Here is a 19,853-nt window from a genome sequence, read left to right as displayed (position 1 = left end):
GTCAGCCTTCCGGGATGAGGAGGGAACGATCGAGCCAGATCCGGCCTTCTGCCGCCACGCGGTTGAGATCGGCGAGGTCGGCTCGGATGCCGGTGACAGCGGCCATGCCGGGGACCCGCTTGAGCAGGCCCCCGCCCTTGCGGTGTGCGCGGCTCTCCCGGACCCGCCCGCCGAGGCCGTGGAGGATCTGCCCCAAGCGGAGCGCTTCGGCGGCGAGGTCGGTCACGGATCTTTCCCCGGTGAGGCTCGCACGATCGGTGGTCGCGGTCGTCGACGGGACCCGCGCGTCGAACAGGACCTCCGCGAGGAGCTGTGCCTGTCGGCCGGGACCGACGAGGCCGTACTCACGCGCGATCCCGCAGAGGACCAGTCCCTCGCCTGCCGCGGCGAGAGACTCCTCGACGGGGAGCTTCGAGGCCAACGGGCTCGCGGCCGCGGGTTTGGCGAGCAGGATCGCGGCCCCGCCGATCGTGCGGACCCACCAGTTCGTCCGTTCCTTGAGCGTCCCGTCGGCGGGCCGGGTCACGGACATGACGATCCGGCCGGCCACCCCGGATTCTGGCGCGACGAGAGGTCGTTTCTCCATCGCGTTGAGGACGGGACCCGCGACGACGGCGAACCGGTGGAGGGCGTGGGCGATCGTCGCGTCGTTGGCTGTCCAGGTCACTGGTGGTCCTCTCGGGGGATCTCGTCGGGCAATGGCTCGGTGGTCAGCGACCAGTGGCCCGCTCGGGCGACCGCGGACTCGAGTGCCCGGAGGAAGGGCTCGCCCGCGGAGGCCGGGATGTGGGACCGCGTGCGGTCCGAGAACGCCCCGCGGTCGGCGAGGCCGACGGTAAAGGGCGACGCCTCGCGCACCCGTACCACGAACGACCCGTCGAGGCATCGGGCCAGCTCGGCCGCGCGCACGTGACCGCCGGTGGCCCAGCGGTAGAGCAGGTAGCGGTCCTCGATGGTCATGTCCTTCACCTGTCCTCGAGTCGGCTGAAGCGTCCGGGCCAGGCCCGCCCGGTGATGAACCCGCTTGCGGCCTCGTCGAGGCGGGCGAGCGCGCCGTCCACGGCGGCGACCGAGCACCCGTGCCGCCGCATGATCGTGGCCAGGGTGTCGGGTGAGAGCCTGCGGACGGCATCGACGACGTGGTCGTCGAGGGGTGCGTCGAACACCGCCGGGAGGAACTCCGACCGGAGTCCGTCGCCGGGCCCGTCAGGGAAGGCGAGGCCGTTGTCGATCGCCGCGGGCCGCCCGTCGGACTGGGTCATCACGTTGAGCTCGTGGCGGTCCGTCTGCCCCGTGATGTAGTCCAGGGTGCCGAGCATCTGGCGGTCGAGCGTCGTGTAGTCGTCCGCGAACCGGCCGGGCTCGGGCACGTGGTCCTGGAGGGACCCCGGGCCGTCGGGCCCGTCGATCATGACGGTCGTCGGGACGAGCCCGAATCCGAGCTCCCGGTCCACCTCGTACACCGCGGTGCGCGCTCTCCGTAGGTCCCCGACGGGACATCGGTGCGGACCGGCTCACCGAACAGCTGCTCGCTGCGAAACTCACCCGCGGACGGCTTGTAGATCGCCTGCCTTCCGTTGGCACAGGTGATCTCGGACGACTGGGTCGCACCGCTCTCCACGGTCGGCCGGATGTCGGCGCCGTCCAGGTCGAGGGCCCGCAGTTCGGCCTGTCGCGGGTCGATCTCGGGCGGCTCACGGAAGTCGGTGGCCGCCGGAGGTGCGGCTCCGTCGTCGGCGTGGTCCAGCGCCAGGCCGCCGAGTGTGCGCCGCACTCCCTCGTCCGCCTGTGCTCCGTCGTGGACCGCGGGTGCCTGCAGCTCGGAGTCGACGGCGAGCCGGCCCAGCTCCTGCACCGGGTCCGGGACGTCCCATCCCGGCCCGGTGTCCCGCAGCCCGGCGGGGTATCGCTCGATGTCCGGCCCCTCGGGCCACTCGGCGAACTCATGGCGCATCGGTGCTTGACCTCTCCGTCCTCTCCCGGACAGCCGCGGCGAGCCGGCTGCGGATGTCCTGGCCCCGCACGGTCAGCGCGACCTTGCTCGCCTCGAGATGGGTGCAGGCGCAGTACGCCTCCTGCGGGTCGGGACCGGACCGCAAGGTCAGGTCGACGACCGGGCGCAGCGCGGAGGCCCCGTGGCCGTGCTCGATCCAGGCCCTTCGGGCGGCCTCCTCGACGTCCTGAGCGACCCGTGCCGCACGGCCCCGGACGCCGGGTACACAGCCCCCGGGGCACATCTCCGTTGTGCACAGGGGAAACGGCAGGTGCGTCGCGATCTGCTCCCGGTACGCCCGCATGTGGTCGACGAGCTCCGCGGTGTCGACCGCGCGGCCACTGTCCACCCCCGGGGCCGGCCGCACCCCGAGGAGCTCCACCTCGTCGACCCCCGGCCAGCGCGCGAGCGCCTCACCGGTGCGCAGGCGGGCGGCGAGCCCCCGGTCGAGCTCGGAGGCGTCGACGTCGTCGAGCGCGTGAGCGCGGTCGGCCGCGGACTCCAGACGGTGCGCGATGCGGATCCCGGTGTTCGCGACGGCCGTCGGAGCGAGTGCCGTGGGTAGCTGGCTGCTCAGCACGATCCCCTCCCCCGAGCTGCGGAGCTCGGCGATGGCCTCGCAGAACGCGCGGACCGCCTCGGCGCGCAGGACGTCTCCGCTGCCGTCGGTCCCGCGGGCGGCGTCGCCCGCGGAGAGGAGTCGGTGCGCCTCCTCCACCACGGTGACGTGCCGCAGGGCACCGCCGGACGACCCGCGTCGCCGCGCCGACGCGCGGAGCCGCTGCAGGAGCAGGGCCGACAGGAGCGCCTTGTCCTCCGGGTCCGGGATCTCGTCGAGCTCGACGACGGTCGGCACGGCCAGCAACGCCTCGAGGTCGCTGCTTCGGGCACAGTCGAGCATCCGGCCGCGACCGCCGCGGAGCAGGCGCTGAAGCCGGACGCGGAACGCGACGCCGACGTTCTGCGCCTCGCCGCGGTACCCGTGGCGGTCGAAGATCTCGGCGAAGCTCCCGAGCAGGGCGCGCAAGGTGGGCGGCTCGATCCCGTCCTCGGAGGTTGTGTCGTGCTCCCAGCCGGCATGCAGGTAGGAGAGCCCCAGCGCTTCCTCCAGCAGCCCGGGCAGTGGCGGCGGCAGCGGGAGGGCGAGGGTCAGCGCGGTCATGACCGCCCCGGCGTGCACCTCGCACCTGACGCCCGGTGGCGGCTCGAGCGGGTTGAGCCGCAGGCCGGCGACGTCGTCCCGCCCGAGGGTCAGCACCTGCAGATCGTCGAGTCCGGGCACTGCCAACAGGCCCCGGTACTCCGTCTTCACCGGTTCGATGACCAGGAAGGGAACCCGGTGCTCGGTCCAGAGCCTGCTCAGCAGGGACAACACCGTCGTGGTCTTCCCCGAGCCCGATGAGCCGACGACGAGTGTGTGCCGGGTCAGAGCGGGCAGCGGGAGCCGGACGACACCGCCCTCACGTCCCCGGTCAAGGGCCACGCCCAGTTCGACGCCGTCGTCCTCGGCGCCGTCGCGGACGGCGGCCCGCCGGACGTCCGCCCGTCGGCTCAGCGGGAAGCCCGGGACACCCTGCTCGTCCGGCACCGGAAGGATCGCGAGGCTGCTCAGCTCGTCGGGCCCGTAGAGGTACTGGAACCGGCGCAGCCGGAGCGGCGCGGAGCCGTGGTCCCACATCGCGAGGTCGTCGGTCGGCCAGATCTCCATCGCGGCGACCGCGTTCCGCGCGTACGCCGCCTCGGCCGGGGGCCGGTGCTCCGCCGACACGACCGCCATCGGCGTGGTAGGCCCGGTGCGCGTCCGGGCCAGGGCGGCGGCCAGGTGGGACGCGTACACCGAGACGACAGTCTCCTCCCCCACGAGCGCGACGCGCCCGAGGACCGGTGCGGCACCGAGGCGCTGTTCGCGCGTCTCCCATGCCTCCAGGGCAATGCGGGCGTTGGCGTCCGCCGGGTAGGTGTCCTGCTGACCGAGGAGGTTGTAGTCGGTGCGCTCCCGCGCGTAGAGACCCAGGACCGTCATGGTGTGGCCGAGGGCGTCGCGTTCCTTGGGCTCCAGCACCGTCGGCTTGACCAGGATGCTGAGGGTGAGCGGGGCCGGACTCTGCGCCAAGGTCTCCCAGAAGGACGACCATCCCGACCCGTCGCCGGTCACCTCGTTGAGGTGGTAGTAGTACTCGCTCGCCACGAAGGACCACTGCGGGAAGGTCACCTGCTCGCCGCGCTGGAGCTCGAGGACCCGGTGGTGGGCCGGGATCGCCAGCGGCTCGGCCACGTCGGCCACCACAGCGACCCCGAAGTCCGGCGGGAGGCTTATCGCCGCGGCGGTCAGGGCGGAGTCGACGGCGTGGGCCGCAGCCGGGCCGCGCCCGTACGCCTTGGCCAGCAGGTACATCCGGACGCGGGTCCCGCCCGGTCCCGGCACCGCTCGGTAGCGCAGCTCGAAGGCTCCCAAGCCTGCCGTGGCGACGGCGGCAGCCATCACCTGGCCCGAGACCGCGTGCATGCGGGGGCCCGCCTCGTCGCCGCTGCAGTCGTTCGCGGGCAGGGTGGCGACCTCGAGGCAGCCGATCGTCTGCGCGGACGGCTCGAGGATCCGCGGGTAGCCGGATCCCCAGACGGTGTGGGGCATCCACCGCAGGGACAGCGCCGGTGGCGCTGCCTGTGCAGAGGGCTGGAGGGTCATCTGGTCCTCGTCAGGCCGGGGGGCGGAGGAAGGAGGCGCCGGGGAGGTTCCGCACTACCGCGAAGGCCAGAAGGACCGCGCAGAGCGCCAGAGTCGGCCATTCACGAGTGGTGAAGACGATGTGGATCCGGGTGCGCGGCGGCGGTACCAGGGCGATCGCGGAGCAGGCCGCGAGCATCAGCAGGAGCGCGTTGTCCCGCCCGGCGGCCAGGACATCGCCCCTGGCCAGGGCGAGCACCGCTCTGGTCGCGCCACACGCCGGGCAGAACAGACCGGTCACCTCGTGGAAAGGACACTGCAACCCTAGCCCCACCATGGCGGCCCAGGCCATTCCGCCTCCGGCGATCATGGCGAACGGCGCCATCCTCGCCCGGAGGGCGGTCACAGGAACGGGTTGGTCCGAGGTCCCGCATCCCCCTCGGGCTGCCCCGCCGACCCCGGGTCGGCCTGGCCGCTGAGGAACGGGTTTCCTCCTGAGGCAGGCGGTCCAACCTGCCCACCGCCGGTTCCGCCGCCGAACGGGTTGGCTCCGCCCACGGGAGCGCTCGTCGCGCCGCCTATCCGCTCCCAGGCGTTGCCGGACTTGCGCTGGAGTGCCTTGATCCGGGCGTAGTAGATCGCGAGCGCGATGGCCTGGAAGATCGGCGCGAAGATGGCACAGGGCAACAGACCGATGATGGCCGAGTTTCGACGCAGGTTCTCCATCGGCGTCGACAGCGTGCCACGCCCCGGCATGACGAAAAGGGCGATCACCGCCAAGGGGATTTGGAAGAAGTAGCTGACGATGATCGGGGTCTGGTAATCCACGGTTGGTCCTCGGGATCGGTGGGTGGGTCAGGCGTTGCCGACAAAGCCGGAACCGCCGCGTGAGCCCTGCGCAGCCTCGGCGGCGTCGAGCAGGTCGCGCACGGTCGGGACGTAGACGGCCTGGACGAACGAGTCGACCAGGATCGCGAGCTCGCGCTGGTTCTCCGGCCGGAGGTTGAGGTTGTGCCGCATCGCGTTCTCCGCTGCGTTGCTCGCACTGAGCGCAGCCATGAACCCCGGCATCTCGTCCGTCGCGACGGTGTAGCCCACGTGCAGCATCCCGCCGCGCGGCGTGGAGTGGACCTGCAGCCGGATCGGGTGGCCGCTCCCCAGCAGGGCGCGGAACTTGATGACCGCTTCCAGGTGGAAGTCACCGGACCGCCGGTTCTGCTTGGCCTGGAAATCCAGCCCGATCCCCGCCTCGTCGGTCCGGGACTTCACGACCTGCAGGAAGGTCGTCGCCATGTGCGCCATTCCGGGGATGGCGTTGTTCTCTTGGTAGTTCACTTCGGCCACGTGGGACCTCGCCTTCTGGAGGGATGAGGGGATCGCGCGCACAGCGGTGCCCGTGCGCGGAGTGTGTGGGGAGAGCGCGGCCTACGCGCAGGTGGGGAGCCCGAGGCCGCCGCGCGATCCGGGAGCGACGTACACCTCGGAGAGGTATCCGATGCGGCCGTCCGGCCACGCGACCTGATACCACAGATCGGAGTCGGCCCGGTTCGGGTTGCCCGCAGCCGGTGAGTCGAGGTTGTAGTTCCACATCCGCTCGCCGTGTGCCACGCACATGGCGGGCAGCAGCGCTCCGCTGGTGATCTCGCTGCCCGTCACCTTGCAGCCGTGCGACGCGCAGAAGGCGACGGGCCGGGCCGACAGGTAGGAGGGCGTATTGTCCTCCACGAGGTCCGAGGCTCCGAGCGCCACCTTGTTCTGCACCGTCACCACAGCCGTCGCCGCCGGCGCGAGGGGTGCCACGGCGGCGCCGCCGCCGACCAGCTGCACGATCGCGGTCGCGATGCCCGCACCGACCAGCGCCCCCAGGACCGCGACGACCGCGAGCAGCCGCCGTCCGCCGGGGCGAGGGCCCGGCTCCTCCGGGACGGGCACCGGCTCCACCGCGGCCACCGGGGGCGTCGACCCCATCGACAGCGCAGCGTGCCGAAGGGTCCAGTCCTGTACCCCGGCGGCGCTCACCCCGATCGCGACGAGGACGTCCTCCACGAGTGCCCGGCTGGGGAGACTCGGGCCCGTACAGGCCTTTCCGATCGCGCTCTTGCTCCAGTGCACACGCTCGGCGGCGCTGCGGAGGGAGATGCCGCGACTGCGGAGTTCTTCGGAGAACTCGCGACAGAACACCTCTGCCGAGTCCTGCCGTTCGAGTGACGTGTCGTGCACGACCGGAGTATCGAGATCACGCCACTTCCCTCGCTAGTCACGGTTTGGACACCGGGCCCATGGTGTCCACCTGCGTGGACAGTCCGTGACCACGACAGAATGAGCGCCAGACAATCGTGCGCACCCGCACCTACCTGCAGTTTCGTCGCTGTCCATCGACCGCCTGGACAGGGTGTCCACAGCTGTCCACACCTTTCTGCGAGTGCAGATCATGGACGAGCCGGTCATCAAGTTTGGCGATTCCAGTAACGACCGACAGCCCGCCGACGAGCTGCCACATTCCCGTCGAATCGGTCAAATACCCGGCCGAAGCTGTCGCACCCCTTAAGATCGCCGTGGCGGGACCGAAGGGTGGATCTGATGAACACCGTGTCGATCGTGGCAACGGCACTCGCGACCGGCGCCCTCGCCGGCGCGGAGGGCGTGGGCACCGCGGCGGTCAAGGACGCTTACGAGCAGCTCAAGGCTGCGCTCAAAGCCCGTGTGAAGGACCCGGCGGCGAAGGTGGCGTTGGACAAGCACACCGAGGATCCGGACGCGTGGCTCCCGGCGCTCAAGGCCGAGCTGCTGCGGTCCGGGGTGTGCGGCGATGAGGACATCCTCGCCCTCGCTCAGCAGGTCAGCCGCGCCGCGGAGTCCGCACCAGCCTCGTTCCGGGTCAAGGTCGACAACTCGGAGGCGGTGCAGATCGGCAACGGCAACGTCATGTTCGCGGACCTGAGGACGCGCTCGGATCTCGAGTGAGCCAGCCTGCGGGCTCGTGGCCGCAGGGGCGGCTCGCGTGGCCCGTCTGACATTCCGGACCTGTCTGCTCCTCCTCAGCCCACGGCCTTGCTGATCACCTCGACCATCCGACCGGGCAGCGACGGCGTGAGGTCGATGCGACTGATCCGACGCCCGTACCTTCCCGCCGTCACGAGGGACCGGTCCTCGACGCGCAGGGGACCGGATGGGTACATGTTCTCCAGGGAGGAGAGGTGCGCCGCCTCCTGTGCGTCGCCGCGGACCGCCGATCTCAGGGCGGTGCTCAGGTCCGTGGCGGGCCGCCCGACCCGACAGGAGACGTCCACGATCGCCTCCGCGAGCTGCGGCGCATTCCGGAAGAGCTCGGCGACCTCGACGGTCGGGGTGATCGTGCCCGCGACAGTGGCGTACTGCCGGTTGTCGTTCCCCACCTGGACATTGCGGCAGTCGTGCAGCACCACGACACCGAACTCGGTGGGGACCGTCCCCTCCTGGTGACGTCCCCCGGCCTCCGCCGCGAGGTGTGGCGCGAAGTCGGCCTCCTGCCCCGGCTCGACGGCGAGGAGCGCGTCGATCGCCGCTGCTCGGAGGGTTTCGTCCTCCGGATGGAGCGCGCACTCAGAGAGTGCCTCGCGGACGGCGGCGTTCCGCAGCAGGTCGCCCAGTTCGACCTTCGGCTGGACCCGGTACTGGTAGCTGACGTGCTGGATGTTGCCTTGCCCGACCTGCGCCGTGTCCACGCGGACGAACACCACCGCGATCTCCGCGGGTTCGTCCGCCGTCGTGACGTCCGGACGCTCGACCGCCGCACCGAAGTGCATCCGGCGCTCGGTGACCACCAGGTGGTCGTCGACGCCGGCAGGCGTCGGAACGAGCCGATCGCCGGCCAGAGCCTCCCACGCCGCCACCGAGCGCAGGCGGCGCTGCCCGTCCTCGAGATCGACCCGCAGCCCGGCGGCGTCGCCGATTCGTGCCGTGTCGAACGTCGACAGTCGCTCACCGGGGCCGGATGTCGGCAGATCCCTCGACAGCGCAGCAGCCAGTCCGCGGCCCGCCTTCGAGCCGAGCAGCGTCTCGGCCGCGTCGAGATCACCCTCCGTGAGCGCGGCATCCTCCGACCCGAGTCGCCGGATCGTCGCGATGACCCCCGCCAGAGACGTGATGGTGGCACCTGATCCTGTCGCGTCGAGCAGCTCGCACACCGTGCCCGCGTCCACCAGCCTCATGCCGGGCACGTCGGGAACCGGCCTTCCGAGCAGGAGTTCGTGCGCAACACTCCGAAGCACGTCGTCGACGACCCGGGCAGCGTTGAACACGCCGGCAAGGTGCTGCGAGCACCACAGTTCCTAGACCGAGGTCTCGGGCTCCTCCTCGTCCGGTCCTCGCAGGACTGCGCAAGACGATCGATCGGGTACCGTCCAACCTGCGCACTGCATAGAGCTGGATGTCGACGACCGCGATGATCTCCGCACTCATCCGGCCGGTTCCTCAGTCCCGTAGTGGCGATGCTCCCGCCGGCCGCGTGCTGCCGTGTCCAACTGGTCCGCGACCAGTTCGAGTCGACTCAGCACCTCGTCCTGCCCTTCCGCGATCCTCTTGATGTCGGTGTGCAGCGCCGTGAGCCCGGGCCCGTCATGGGTCACCACCGGCGCCGGAACGACCGGGGATGGCGATGGAGCTTCGGGTGCCCGAGTCGCACGACGGAGCAGCCACGCCAGCCCGATCACCACGATCACGAGAAGTGCGACCACGACCGCAAGGAGCGCGACGACCACCCCCGGGATGCTTACGATCGATGTGCCCTGCGCGGCCTCGGGCAGAGCCGGCAGAGGCGGGGGTTCGGCCGGCGGTGTTCCGGTGACCCGGTCCAGTCCGGCTCTCGCCATTGCCTTGTCCTGGTCGAGCCCGAGAGCGGCCTGGTAAGCCACGCGTGCTCCCTCGGGGTCCTTCTTGTCCTCGGCCTCGCGTCCTTGAGAGACGTCCGCCCAGGCACTCGCGAAGCGGGCGGCGACCGCGTCCATCCCGGCCGAGGCGCAGTCGCCTTCCCCGGCACGCCCTGCCCGGGTGTAGGCATCCGCTGCCGCATCGACCTGGCCCGCGGACAGGCTTTCAGCTGCCTGGGTACAGAGGGGAGTAGCGCGCCCACAACCCGCCATCAGGAGGGCGGACAGCCCGACCACGACGACCCACGACGCTCGACGCACCTGCAGGTCCTCCGTGAGGTCGAGGGCGAGCGATCATTATCTCGACGCGCGACGCTCTCGCACAGCGGCTGACCGGGCTACCTCGCCCTGGATCTTCCGATCGTTCCTGGTGATGACGACGTTCGGGCGGGCGTAGTGCCGGATATGAGAACTCGGCGCATGCCGACGCGGTGTTGTTCCGCGAAGTCGTGCGGCGGCTACCCGAGGAGTGCGTCCAGACTCATCCGCGCGACGGGCGCGCGGGCTTCCGGGATCGTCCGTGATCACAGCCGGGCTCCGGGCACTCCCTTCCCCACCAGCCATCCTCACGCGCCCAGCGACCCCGACGCAGGACACGTTGACAGCCCAGCTCCCGTAGGGAGTTCAGTCGAGCAGCGCGAACGCGCGCGCCCCGTACGAGGGCGACGTGGGCTCGTCCACCCGCCCGATCAGGTCGGGCCGGTGCAGCAGATTTCGACTGGGCCTGCCTCCCGCCCACCACGGTGGGTGGAAGACGGGCAGCCCGTCCTCCATCGTGATCGTCCACTCGCCGCGGTGGATGAGGCGATGATGCCTGGGGCACAGGAGCACCAGGTTCTCCAGGCAGGTGGAGCCGCCCTTCGACCAGTGTTCGATGTGGTGCGCGGCTGTCCACTGTGCTGGGATGCAACAGCCGGGCTGAGCGCAGCCGCCGTCGCGCTGCTCCAACGCCCGCCGCATCGCCGGGGTGACCAGCCGGGAGCGCCGCCCGACGTCGAGCGGCTCACCCCGCGAGCCCAGCACAATGGGCACGACCGCGGCGTCGCAGGCCCAGCGCCGCGCGTCCTCTGCGGTGATCGCCGAGGCCAGCGTGCCGTCCCCGAAGCCCAGCAGGCCGGCGCCCGAGCCTCGCAGCTCCGCCAGCGGGATCGTCACCGTGACCTGCGGCCGCGCGCCGCCGTCGACCGGCAGGGCCCCGGAGTCAAGCATCCGGCGGCACACCTCGACCAGCGCGTCGCCCTCCCGCTCGGCGATCGACCGCGGGTCCGGCCTTCGCTCGCCGGGCACGTGCTCGCAGCCGGCCTCCTCGCACTCCCCCGCCGCGTGCTCGCCCAGCGGCTCCGACAGCGGGGACATCGCGGTACGCACGATCGCCGCGGACTCCCGGTCGAACCAGCCGCGCGCCTCGAACCCCTCGCCCCGCGGCGTGAACCGCAGCCGGGTCCGCGTGGGCGCGCCCTCGCGCGGCCGCGGCCCGTCCGGGTCCAGCAGCGCCAACGCGTGCTTCCCCACCCGCCGCAACGCCTCCGAGTCGAGGGTGCGCGCCAGGTCGGCGAGATCGTGCTCCAGCGGCTCCCGGTGATCGGCCTCGAGATGCGCGGGCAGCGCCGCGAGCGTCTGCTGGATCACCCGCACGTGTTCGAACGAGATCTCCGCAGCGGCCAGCCCGAGCGCCGTCGACGGCAGCTGAGCCGGGAGCTCCTCCCCCAGCAACGTCCGCTCCGGCACCACCGCCCGCGCCGCGCGCACTCGCGCCTTGGCCACAGCCGCGGGTATCCGCTGCGTCGACTGCAACAGGTCCGCCGTGTCCCGGTACCCGTGATCTGCGGCCAACCCTCGCGCCTCCAGCTCGGCCACCACGGCGAGCATCCGCGCATCGATCGCGTTTCGCGCCGCTTGGACATCGGCGGCCGCAGCGAGGAGCTCCTCGTGCGCCATCTCCGCCCAGTCGGTCACGTCCAGAGTGTATCGAACATACGTTCGAAGATCGAGTCTGGCTCGGCCCTCGGCCCTGCGCCACCCACTCCTCCGCCGGCGACCGACGCACTCGAGAAGTCCCGCCCTGAGCGCCGCTGCCGCGAGTGACACGAGCGGGTGGCGCACACTCCTGCTATGGGTTCTGGCGGGGCGGCTGCCTGCAGTTGGCCAGGCCGATGTTGTCGACGAGCTGCTGGTGCGCGAGCGAGGAGACCCCGCTGCCGAAGCCCGGCCCGGCCATGGAGCTCACCGCCGCGCCGGCGCAGTTGTGGTCGCCGGCTGCCGCCGGAACGGCGGCGGCTGCGACCGCAGTCGTACCGATCGTCGACGCGAAGATCGCTCTAAGGACCAGCCCGGCCTGCACACTTCTCCGCATTCGTCACTCCGCATGTGGTTCAACCCTCGGACCGCGCGACCGCGCGACCTGTGCCGCAGCAGCGCGTGCGTCCGAGGCACGGGTCTGTACGTAGATCTCACCCTTGCCCCAGCCCGGCGGCCCGTCATCCGCCGTTCGGCACGACCGCGGTCTGCTCGACTTCCGCGCGTGGCGTGAGTGCAGCGCTCACGACGTGCTCGAACTGGTAGCCCATCAGGACGAGTGCCGGCGCCCGAGGGCTCGGTAGCTCCACCCCGCCGCTTCCCACTTGTCCCGGTCGAGCGCGTTGCGACCGTCGAGCACCCGCTTCTGCCTGACGACCCTGCCGAACGCCACCGGGTCCAGCTCGCGGAACTGCTTCCACTCCGTCAGCAGCAACACCGCGTCGGCACCCTTGGCCGCCTCCTCCGCGGTGTCGGCGTAGTCGATCTGCGGCCACTGCCTCTTGCAGTTCTCGATGGCCGCCGGATCGGTCAGCACGACGTTCGCGCCCTGCAGCTGCAGCTGCGCGGCCACGTTCAGCGCCGGCGAGTCCCGGATGTCGTCGCTCTCCGGCTTGAACGCCGCCCCCAGCACCGCCACCCGCTTACCCAGCAACGACCCGTCGAGCACCTCGCGGGCGAGCTCCACCATCCGGATCCGCCGCCGCATGTTGATGTTGTCGACCTCCCGCAGGAAAGTCAGCGCCTGGTCTGCCCCCAGCTCACCGGCCCGCGCCATGAAGGCCCGGATGTCCTTGGGCAGGCACCCGCCCCCGAAACCGAGGCCGGCGTTCAGGAACTTGCGACCGATCCGGTCGTCGTAGCCGATGGCGTCCGCGAGCTGCTTGACGTCCGCCCCGGTCGCCTCGCACAGCTCAGCCATGGCGTTGATGAACGAGATCTTCATAGCCAAGAACGAGTTTGCCGCCGTCTTCACCATCTCCGCCGTCGCGTAGTCAGTCACGACCTTCGGCGTTCCCGCCGCGACGATCGGCGCATAGACCTCGTCGAGCAACGCCTCAGCAGCGGCCCCGGTCTCGTCCTGCGGGATGCCGTACACGAGTCGGTCGGGGTGAAGGGTGTCCTGAACGGCGAAGCCTTCGCGCAGGAACTCGGGATTCCATGCCAGCGCGGCGCCGGGCACCTTCTCGACCACAAGCTCCGAAAGGCGCGCGGCGGTGCCCACAGGCACCGTCGATTTTCCCACCAGCAGCTCACCCGGCTGAAGCACGCCAAGCAGCGACTCGATCGCGGCCTCCACATACTGCAGGTCTGCCGCGTACTCCCCGCGCTTCTGTGGCGTCCCGACACAGACGAAGTGGATCTGGCACCCCGCGGCCTCCGCCAGGTCGGCACCGAACCGGAGCCGCCCTGAACCGAGCGACGTGGTGAGCAGCTCCTCGAACCCGGGCTCGAAGAACGGCGTGCGGCCCGTCGCCAGCAGCTCGATCTTGGCGGCGTCGACGTCGACGCCGACCACCTCGTGTCCGAGCTCGGCCATGGACGCCGCATGGACGGCCCCCAGGTAACCGCAGCCGATCACCGACAGCTTCATCCAGTTCCCTCTCGCGCGTACTTGCCGGGTCTATCGCTCACCCACGACTGTCAGCGCGCGCAGCGTAGAGCGAGAATTCCCACACCGCGCGTCACAGCTGACGTACCGACTACGTCGAACGCCACTCGCTCGTACTGCATTCGGTCGGAGGCGTCTGTATCGTCCGTCACCTGACAACCTGTTCGTGGCGATGGACGACACGGAGGTGTTCGAAGTGCGGGGCTACTGCCGTGTGATGTTCGCGCACACCTTGTAACGCCCGCGCCCGAGTGGCCGACGGACCCGATGCTCCCCAGCGAAGGTCCGCCGACGACGTCGAGACCTGTCTCTTCAGCACGCTCCCCACCTGCTCCAGGAGTCTCCCCTTGCGTATCGCCATGATCGGCACCCGCGGCGTCCCCGCGCGGTACGGCGGCTTCGAGACCGCGGTCGAGGAGATCGGGCTCCGCCTGGTCAAGGCGGGCCACGAGGTGCGTGTGTACTGCCGAGGGGACGACGACTCGGCCGAGTACCTGGGGATGCACCGCGTCCGGCTCCCGGCGATGAAGCACCCCGTTACCGAGACATTGAGTCACACAGCGCTCTCGGTCGCACACCTGCTGCGCCACCGCACGGACGTAGCCCTGGTCTTCAACGCGGCCAACGCGCCGCTCCTGCCGGTGATCAGAGCCGCGCGGATTCCCGTTGCTGTCCACGTCGACGGCCTGGAATGGAAGCGGGCGAAGTGGGGTCCCAACGGTCGCCGCTACTACCTCGCGAACGAACAACTTTCCGTGGCACTCGCCGACGAACTCATCGCGGACGCCGTCGGGATTCAGGACTACTACCACGAGCGCTATCGGGCGCAGAGCATGTTCATCCCCTACGGCGCTCCCATTCAGGAGCACTGCGATTTCGCGAGGCTGCGCGAGCTCGAGCTCGACGCCCGCGGTTACCACCTGGTCGTCGCGCGCCTCGAGCCCGAGAACCACGTCGACGTCATCATCGAGGGCTATCTGCAGAGCAAGGCCACCAAGCCGCTCGTCGTGGTGGGCTCGGTCCCGTACCCGAGTGACCACCAACGCCACATTCAGGAACTCGCCGCGACGGATGCGCGGGTCAGGCTCATCGGCGGTGTCTGGGACCAGAACCTGCTCGACGCGCTCTACGCCGGCGCCGCAAGCTACCTCCACGGTCACTCCGTAGGCGGCACGAACCCCTCGCTCCTCCGTGCCATGGGCGCCGGCGCCAACGTCATCGCTTGGGACGTCAACTTCAACCGCGAGGTCCTCGGCGCGTATGGCAGCTTCTTCGCCCGTCCCCAGCAGCTGGCCGAGTGCATCGAGGCGACCGAGGCCGATCTTCCGGCGGCCGAGGCCAACGGCGTCGGCGCGCGCGAGCGCGCAGCAGAGGCCTACCGCTGGGAAGACGTCGCACTCGAGTACGAGCAGCTCTGCGTCGATCTCCTGAACCGCACTCGTTCCCGACGTACCCGCACCCGAATCTGAGAGAAGAGGACATGCGGATTTTGGTCACCGGTGGGGCCGGCTTCGTCGGCTCCAACTACGTCCGGCACGCCTTGACCGGCGCCTACTCCGCCGTCGAGTCTGCCGAGATCGTCGTCCTCGACGCGCTGACGTACGCGGGGACGATGACCAACTTGTCCGACGTCGCGGAGTCCCCTCGCCTTCGGTTCGTGGAAGGCGACATCCGCGACGCGGCTCTCGTCTCCGAGACGATGCGCGGCACGGACGTCGTTGTGCATTTCGCCGCGGAGTCCCACGTCGACCGCTCGATCGCCGGCGCCGCGGACTTCGTCTCGACGAACGTCGTCGGCACCCAGGTCCTCCTGCAGGCCGCTCTCGACGCGGGCGTGGGGAAGTTCGTCCACGTGTCGACCGACGAGGTGTACGGCTCGATCGACGAGGGCTCGTGGCCCGAGGAGCACCCCCTCTTGCCGAACTCCCCGTACTCGGCATCGAAGGCGTCGTCCGACCTGCTCGCCCGCGCCTACCACCGGACGCACGGCCTGCCGGTGTGCATCACGCGGTGCTCGAACAACTACGGGCGCCACCAGTTCCCCGAGAAGGTCATCCCGCTGTTCGTGACCAACCTGCTCGACGGCAAGAAGGTCCCGCTCTACGGCGACGGGCTCAACGTCCGCGACTGGCTCCACGTCGACGACCACTGCCGCGGCATCCAGCTCGTCGTCGAGGGCGGCCGCCCCGGCGAGGTCTACAACATCGGCGGCGGCACCGAGATGACCAACAAGGAGCTGACCTCCCGGCTGCTCGCCGCCGTCGGCGCGGACGAGTCCATGATCGAGCCCGTGGCGGACCGCAAGGGCCACGACCGCCGCTACTCCGTCGACTGGTCGAAGATCGCGAACGAGCTCGGCTACTCGCCGCTGGTCGCGATCGACGACGGCCTGGCCGACGTCGTGCAGTGGTACCGGGACCGCCGCGACTGGTGGGAGCCGCTCAAGCAGGGCAGCGCGGTGGCCCGGTGAAGGCCTACGAGCTCGGCATCTCGGGGGCGTGGGGCTTCGAGCCGTCCGTCTTCCCCGACGACCGCGGCCAGTTCGCCGCCCCCTACCAGGCCGCCGCCTTCCGTGAGGCGCTGGGCTTCGACCTCGCGCTCGGCCAGGTCAACCAGAGCATCTCCGCGCGCGATGTGATCCGTGGGGTGCACTTCTCCGACGTCCCCCCGAGCCAGGCCAAGTACGTGTCCTGTGCTTACGGCTCTCTGCTCGACGTCGTCGTCGACATCCGGGTGGGCTCCCCCACCTTCGGCGCCGTCGAGACCATCGAGCTGGACCCCGGCTCCGGCCGCTCGGTCTACCTGTCCGAGGGCCTCGGCCACGCCTTCGTCGCGCTCGAGGACCACACGATGATGACCTACCTCTGCTCGACCGGCTACAACCCCGGCGGCGAGCACGGCATCTCGCCGCTCGACCCCGAGCTCGGCATCCCGTGGCCGTCGGGCATTACACCGATCCTTTCGGACAAGGACACCGCGGCGCCCACGCTCGACCAGGCTCGCAAGGCGGGCCTGCTCCCGACTTGGGACGCCTGCCAGGACTTCTACCGCTCCCTGCGAGAGGCTCGGCGATGAAGGGGATCATCCTCGCGGGCGGCTCGGGCACCCGCCTCTACCCGATCACCCGGGCGGTGTCGAAGCAGCTCCTGCCCGTCTACGACAAGCCGATGATCTACTACCCGCTCTCGACGCTCATGCTCGCCGGCATCCGGGAGATCCTGATCATCAGCACCCCCGACGACCTGCCCGGCTTCCGGCGCCTCCTCGGCGATGGCTCCGACCTCGGCCTCCAGCTCTCCTACGCCGAGCAGCCCTCTCCCGACGGCCTCGCCCAGGCCTTCCTCATCGGCGCGGACCACATCGGCGACGACCTGTCGGCCCTGGTTCTCGGGGACAACATCTTCCACGGGCCCGGGTTCTCCGAGCGGCTCCGGGACAGCGTCGAGGGCCTGCGTAGCGGCGCGGACGGATGCGTGCTGTTCGGGTACCCGGTGAAGGACCCCGAGCGCTACGGCGTCGGGGAAGCCGACGCCGAGGGGCGGCTCATCTCCATCGAGGAGAAGCCGGCCAAGCCGCGCTCCGATCGCGCCATCACCGGCCTCTACTTCTACGACGCCCAGGCCGTCGAGTTCGCCAGGTCGCTGAAGCCGTCGGCGCGCGCCGAGCTGGAGATCACCGACCTCAACAGGCTCTACCTGGACCAGGGCAGGGCCCGCCTCGTCGACCTCGGCCGCGGCTTCGCCTGGCTGGACACTGGACTGCACGAGTCCCTGCTCGAGGCAGGCCAGTACGTGCAGGTGCTGGAGCACCGCCAGGGCATCCGCATCGCCTGTATCGAGGAGATCGCGCTGCGGATGGGCTTCATCGACGCCGACGCCTGCTTCGCTCTCGGGGAGCGTCAGGCCAAGTCGGGCTACGGGGAGTACGTCATGGACGTCGCGCAGAGCCTTCGCGCATAGCAGGGGCAGCGCTCACCTTCAGTCCAGCGTGCAACCGGCACCGGCGTGGTCGACGCAGCCGGCCGCTCCCGCCCGACGAGATCCGGCCGGTGCAGCACGTTGCGCGAGGGTGGTATCCCCGTCCACCACGGTGCGAGGGCGGTCGATAGGAGCGAACTCCTGCACGACGGCAGCGCGGAACACGATAGGCATCCGAAAACCTGGTCGAATCCGGCTCTCGCTTTCGCATTGACGGGCGCCTCCCCGTGGATGTTCGGGGCGTCCAGGGTGCCGGCCACGCCGACCCTCGGCTTGCCGCGCAGTCTCTACATAGTCACCGAAAACCTTGACCCCTCCTACCCCGCGAGAAGGTCTGCGCAGAACTTGGGGCGGCGGACTGTCAAGTAGTCACCGACGTTCACCCCAAGCATGGCGAGGCCTGGGACACGCCGAACATTGCACAAGTGGTGTATATCAAGCACGCTTTGTGCACCCCGCGCTTGGGCATCGCGGACTATGTGGCCAAGGAGCCGCGTCGGCACGCGCTCAGCCGCTCGTCTGGCTATTTGCGTGAGCCCACCTGGGCGTATACATATTGGGGCCGATGTCACCAGTGCGAGATGACGCGGTAGTCTCGACCTCACCGACCCGCGACGCGCACCCGGCCTACTATGTGACGCACCTACGCCACGTCAATCTACAGGCACCACATAGGTACGCGTGACGAGTCATCCGGCCCCACCACCACGGTAGCGAAGAGGTAGAGCCTCGCCCGGCCGTCCATGAGAACCGGGGCCAGCTAGCATTGGCTGGTGGTTAAGCAGCGCCTCAGCACACAGTCCGCGCCCTTCCTGAGCTGTCTGGCGATCGCTGCAGGTGCGCTCGGCATCCTGGCGTCGACCGCGCCCTTAGTGGCGGGGGTCGCTGCGATCGCGTTACTCCTGCTGGTATGGCTCGTTCGACAGCCAGTCGCTCTCGTCCCGATCACAATAGTCCTAGCCACGACGGCATTCCCCGCCGCCGTCCCACGTGCAGTTTCTATCGGCCCGCTCGGCATCTATTTGTACGAGCCGTTCCTCGCACTCGCGCTCTGCTGGTCCATCGCAACAATTCGCGGCCTGGACAAGCGCGACATCCCCGCGATTCTCCTCCTCGTTGGGCTTGCGGCTTCTGTCGTCGCCGGTGCTGTCAGCGGGAACCCGACCGCCCAGGCTCTCAATGATGCTCGGGGACCGCTCGTGATGGTCCTAAGCTACCTCATTGCTGCACGGATTATCGAGCAGCCGACCGCCCGCCGATACGCCCTCATTGCGCTAGGGGTTTCACTTTGGGTGTCGACGATCATGATACTCCTGGCCTCGCTTGGCTGGCTTGAGCTGTCTGGCCGCACTGAGGACGCCTCCCTCGTCGAGGCCGGTTCGAGCGGAAATGTTGCGACTGGAGCAGCGAGGTTCCTCACCTCGGCGACACACAGCGCACTTGCAGTGCTTTGCGTACTTTTCGCTCTACTCGTACTACGCAAGATCACCGCGCAACAGTCGCTGCCCTGCCTCGTTCCGGCTGCGATCATTACGTTCTTGAGCTTCTCGCGCAACAGTCTGCTAGCGCTACTTACTGTTGCAGTGGTGATCTTGATGCTCCGGAGAACAACGCGAACTGCAGTGGCGCTATTTACACGAACCACAGGAGTCGCAATACTCGTTGGCATAGCCCTGATCGCTACCAACGTGTTCTCGGGCCTCAGCGCCTTCGACTTCCTGCATACTCAATTTCAGGCGTACAGCCACCGAGTCCTCGAAGGGCTGGATGGGCAAACCCTGGAGCGGGACACCTCGGTGCTCTATCGAGAAAGCGAGAACAGCTACCTTCGCGAGGCGATTGCCGAGTCTCCAGTTGTCGGGCACGGAATGGGCTACCCTTATCGACCTGCAAGCGGTGAGCCCGGTTCATTCTTCGCAACGTCTGCACGTTATTACGCGCACGACTTCTTTCTTTGGATGCTAGTCAAGACAGGAGTAGTCGGCATTATTCTCCTAGCGGCATTTCTTTACGTGCCGCTGCGGGGAACGGCGGGCGTCAAACGCAATCGTCCCGCTGTGGCGTTCGTTGCGACCTCAATTGCACTATTAGCCGTTAGTTCAGTTGCACCGATGCCGCTCGGCTTCGAATCCGCGGCTGCCCTCGTCATCGGAACGATCCTAGGCGCCACCACAGGTTTGGCCAGCGGCCGCCCGTCCAAGATCCGCGAGTCCCACAGTCAGCCGGTGCGTGCTGTAAGGAATCGGCAACCAGGCCCACGCTCAGGCGGCAACAATCATAACGGCCGGCCTTGCGATGCCCGCCACGTCGGAGCAGAGATAAGCAACTAATTGATAGGCACCCGGACCTCGTCGAGGGCGGCGCCTGGTCAACTGCAGTGTGTTCGCGACCGCATCAGCAGAAG

Annotated in this window: 20 protein-coding genes; 6 read left to right on the top strand and 14 right to left on the bottom strand. The window is 69.5% G+C overall.

From position 1 onward, the window contains the following. Nucleotide 1: 1 nt before the first annotated feature. From ACFQH9_RS06550 to ACFQH9_RS06510, 9 genes are all read right to left on the bottom strand, one after another. The gene (locus ACFQH9_RS06550) at nucleotides 2-667 is read right to left on the bottom strand and encodes a hypothetical protein (protein ID WP_379564992.1); all 666 of its coding nucleotides are present in this window, start codon (nucleotides 665-667) and stop codon (nucleotides 2-4) included. Continuing rightward, on the bottom strand, nucleotides 664-960 hold the full coding sequence (locus ACFQH9_RS06545) for a hypothetical protein (protein ID WP_379564991.1): 297 nt from the start codon (nucleotides 958-960) through the stop codon (nucleotides 664-666). Before ACFQH9_RS06545 ends, ACFQH9_RS06550 begins: the two co-directional genes overlap by 4 nt. A 5-nt stretch (nucleotides 961-965) precedes the next feature. Continuing rightward, nucleotides 966-1,412, bottom strand: a complete 447-nt coding sequence (locus ACFQH9_RS06540) for a protein kinase family protein (RefSeq protein ID WP_379564990.1) — start codon at nucleotides 1,410-1,412, stop codon at nucleotides 966-968. Continuing rightward, nucleotides 1,409-1,954, bottom strand: a complete 546-nt coding sequence (locus ACFQH9_RS06535; RefSeq protein ID WP_379564989.1) for a hypothetical protein — start codon at nucleotides 1,952-1,954, stop codon at nucleotides 1,409-1,411. Before ACFQH9_RS06535 ends, ACFQH9_RS06540 begins: the two co-directional genes overlap by 4 nt. Then, on the bottom strand, nucleotides 1,944-4,625 hold the full coding sequence (locus ACFQH9_RS06530) for an ATP-binding protein (RefSeq protein ID WP_379564988.1): 2,682 nt from the start codon (nucleotides 4,623-4,625) through the stop codon (nucleotides 1,944-1,946). The genes ACFQH9_RS06535 and ACFQH9_RS06530 overlap by 11 nt, the downstream gene beginning before the upstream one ends. Before the next feature lie 64 nt (nucleotides 4,626-4,689). Continuing rightward, nucleotides 4,690-4,995 (bottom strand): DUF2752 domain-containing protein, encoded by a 306-nt coding sequence (locus ACFQH9_RS06525; RefSeq protein WP_379565201.1) that lies wholly within the window; start codon nucleotides 4,993-4,995, stop codon nucleotides 4,690-4,692. A gap of 65 nt (nucleotides 4,996-5,060) precedes the next feature. Beyond that, entirely contained in the window at nucleotides 5,061-5,486 is a 426-nt protein-coding gene (locus ACFQH9_RS06520; RefSeq protein ID WP_379564987.1) for a hypothetical protein, read from the bottom strand. Between the two features lie 27 nt (nucleotides 5,487-5,513). Then, nucleotides 5,514-6,002 (bottom strand): hypothetical protein, encoded by a 489-nt coding sequence (locus ACFQH9_RS06515; RefSeq protein WP_379564986.1) that lies wholly within the window; start codon nucleotides 6,000-6,002, stop codon nucleotides 5,514-5,516. 81 nt (nucleotides 6,003-6,083) lie between these two features. Further along, a complete protein-coding gene (locus tag ACFQH9_RS06510) occupies nucleotides 6,084-6,878 on the bottom strand; it encodes a helix-turn-helix domain-containing protein (RefSeq protein WP_379564985.1) in 795 nt (264 codons plus the stop codon). Nucleotides 6,879-7,238: 360 nt separating this feature from the next. Here ACFQH9_RS06510 and ACFQH9_RS06505 point away from each other — a divergent pair, with 360 nt between their 5' ends. Continuing rightward, complete coding sequence (locus tag ACFQH9_RS06505; RefSeq protein ID WP_379564984.1) at nucleotides 7,239-7,622, top strand: RIP homotypic interaction motif-containing protein; 384 nt, start codon at nucleotides 7,239-7,241, stop codon at nucleotides 7,620-7,622. 74 nt (nucleotides 7,623-7,696) lie between these two features. On the opposite strand, the gene ACFQH9_RS06500 is transcribed toward ACFQH9_RS06505, so the two are convergent. From ACFQH9_RS06500 to ACFQH9_RS06480, 5 genes are all read right to left on the bottom strand, one after another. Then, complete coding sequence (locus tag ACFQH9_RS06500; protein WP_379564983.1) at nucleotides 7,697-8,848, bottom strand: hypothetical protein; 1,152 nt, start codon at nucleotides 8,846-8,848, stop codon at nucleotides 7,697-7,699. A 246-nt stretch (nucleotides 8,849-9,094) separates the two neighbouring features. Beyond that, a complete protein-coding gene (locus ACFQH9_RS06495; protein ID WP_379564982.1) occupies nucleotides 9,095-9,643 on the bottom strand; it encodes a hypothetical protein in 549 nt (182 codons plus the stop codon). Nucleotides 9,644-10,189: 546 nt separating this feature from the next. Then, entirely contained in the window at nucleotides 10,190-11,521 is a 1,332-nt protein-coding gene (locus tag ACFQH9_RS06490) for an HNH endonuclease signature motif containing protein (protein ID WP_379564981.1), read from the bottom strand. Between the two features lie 154 nt (nucleotides 11,522-11,675). Further along, nucleotides 11,676-11,918 (bottom strand): hypothetical protein, encoded by a 243-nt coding sequence (locus ACFQH9_RS06485; protein ID WP_379564980.1) that lies wholly within the window; start codon nucleotides 11,916-11,918, stop codon nucleotides 11,676-11,678. Between the two features lie 213 nt (nucleotides 11,919-12,131). Then, a complete protein-coding gene (locus ACFQH9_RS06480; protein ID WP_379564979.1) occupies nucleotides 12,132-13,454 on the bottom strand; it encodes a UDP-glucose dehydrogenase family protein in 1,323 nt (440 codons plus the stop codon). A gap of 377 nt (nucleotides 13,455-13,831) precedes the next feature. Here ACFQH9_RS06480 and ACFQH9_RS06475 point away from each other — a divergent pair, with 377 nt between their 5' ends. The 5 genes from ACFQH9_RS06475 to ACFQH9_RS06455 all read left to right on the top strand — a co-directional run bounded on the left by ACFQH9_RS06475 (nucleotide 13,832) and on the right by ACFQH9_RS06455 (nucleotide 19,779). Continuing rightward, nucleotides 13,832-14,941 (top strand): DUF1972 domain-containing protein, encoded by a 1,110-nt coding sequence (locus tag ACFQH9_RS06475; protein WP_379564978.1) that lies wholly within the window; start codon nucleotides 13,832-13,834, stop codon nucleotides 14,939-14,941. A gap of 11 nt (nucleotides 14,942-14,952) precedes the next feature. Then, nucleotides 14,953-15,942 carry a dTDP-glucose 4,6-dehydratase gene (gene rfbB, locus ACFQH9_RS06470; protein WP_379564977.1) on the top strand — a complete coding sequence of 330 codons (990 nt, stop codon included), beginning with the start codon at nucleotides 14,953-14,955 and terminating at the stop codon, nucleotides 15,940-15,942. Then, nucleotides 15,939-16,547, top strand: a complete 609-nt coding sequence (locus ACFQH9_RS06465; protein WP_379564976.1) for a dTDP-4-dehydrorhamnose 3,5-epimerase family protein — start codon at nucleotides 15,939-15,941, stop codon at nucleotides 16,545-16,547. The genes rfbB and ACFQH9_RS06465 overlap by 4 nt, the downstream gene beginning before the upstream one ends. Beyond that, nucleotides 16,544-17,431 carry a glucose-1-phosphate thymidylyltransferase RfbA gene (gene rfbA / locus ACFQH9_RS06460; RefSeq protein WP_379564975.1) on the top strand — a complete coding sequence of 296 codons (888 nt, stop codon included), beginning with the start codon at nucleotides 16,544-16,546 and terminating at the stop codon, nucleotides 17,429-17,431. Before ACFQH9_RS06465 ends, rfbA begins: the two co-directional genes overlap by 4 nt. A gap of 791 nt (nucleotides 17,432-18,222) precedes the next feature. Beyond that, the gene (locus ACFQH9_RS06455; RefSeq protein ID WP_379564974.1) at nucleotides 18,223-19,779 is read left to right on the top strand and encodes an O-antigen ligase family protein; all 1,557 of its coding nucleotides are present in this window, start codon (nucleotides 18,223-18,225) and stop codon (nucleotides 19,777-19,779) included. Nucleotides 19,780-19,853 lie beyond the last annotated feature (74 nt).

The sequence above is a fragment of the Pseudonocardia lutea genome, assembly GCF_042658055.1.
Classification (GTDB): domain Bacteria; phylum Actinomycetota; class Actinomycetes; order Mycobacteriales; family Pseudonocardiaceae; genus Pseudonocardia; species Pseudonocardia lutea.
This window is presented reverse-complemented; position numbering and strand designations above follow the sequence as displayed.

Coding starts and splice junctions, on each gene's coding strand:
- ACFQH9_RS06545 (WP_379564991.1), bottom strand. CDS start 960: ATGACCATCGAGGACCGCTACCTGCTCTACCGCTGGGCCACCGGCGGT.
- ACFQH9_RS06540 (WP_379564990.1), bottom strand. CDS start 1,412: ATGATCGACGGGCCCGACGGCCCGGGGTCCCTCCAGGACCACGTGCCC.
- ACFQH9_RS06535 (WP_379564989.1), bottom strand. CDS start 1,954: ATGCGCCATGAGTTCGCCGAGTGGCCCGAGGGGCCGGACATCGAGCGA.
- ACFQH9_RS06530 (WP_379564988.1), bottom strand. CDS start 4,625: ATGCCCCACACCGTCTGGGGATCCGGCTACCCGCGGATCCTCGAGCCG.
- ACFQH9_RS06525 (WP_379565201.1), bottom strand. CDS start 4,995: ATGGTGGGGCTAGGGTTGCAGTGTCCTTTCCACGAGGTGACCGGTCTG.
- ACFQH9_RS06505 (WP_379564984.1), top strand. CDS start 7,239: ATGAACACCGTGTCGATCGTGGCAACGGCACTCGCGACCGGCGCCCTC.
- ACFQH9_RS06500 (WP_379564983.1), bottom strand. CDS start 8,848: ATGAGGCTGGTGGACGCGGGCACGGTGTGCGAGCTGCTCGACGCGACA.
- ACFQH9_RS06495 (WP_379564982.1), bottom strand. CDS start 9,643: ATGGACGCGGTCGCCGCCCGCTTCGCGAGTGCCTGGGCGGACGTCTCT.
- ACFQH9_RS06485 (WP_379564980.1), bottom strand. CDS start 11,918: ATGCGGAGAAGTGTGCAGGCCGGGCTGGTCCTTAGAGCGATCTTCGCG.
- ACFQH9_RS06480 (WP_379564979.1), bottom strand. CDS start 13,454: ATGAAGCTGTCGGTGATCGGCTGCGGTTACCTGGGGGCCGTCCATGCG.
- ACFQH9_RS06475 (WP_379564978.1), top strand. CDS start 13,832: ATGATCGGCACCCGCGGCGTCCCCGCGCGGTACGGCGGCTTCGAGACC.
- rfbB (WP_379564977.1), top strand. CDS start 14,953: ATGCGGATTTTGGTCACCGGTGGGGCCGGCTTCGTCGGCTCCAACTAC.
- rfbA (WP_379564975.1), top strand. CDS start 16,544: ATGAAGGGGATCATCCTCGCGGGCGGCTCGGGCACCCGCCTCTACCCG.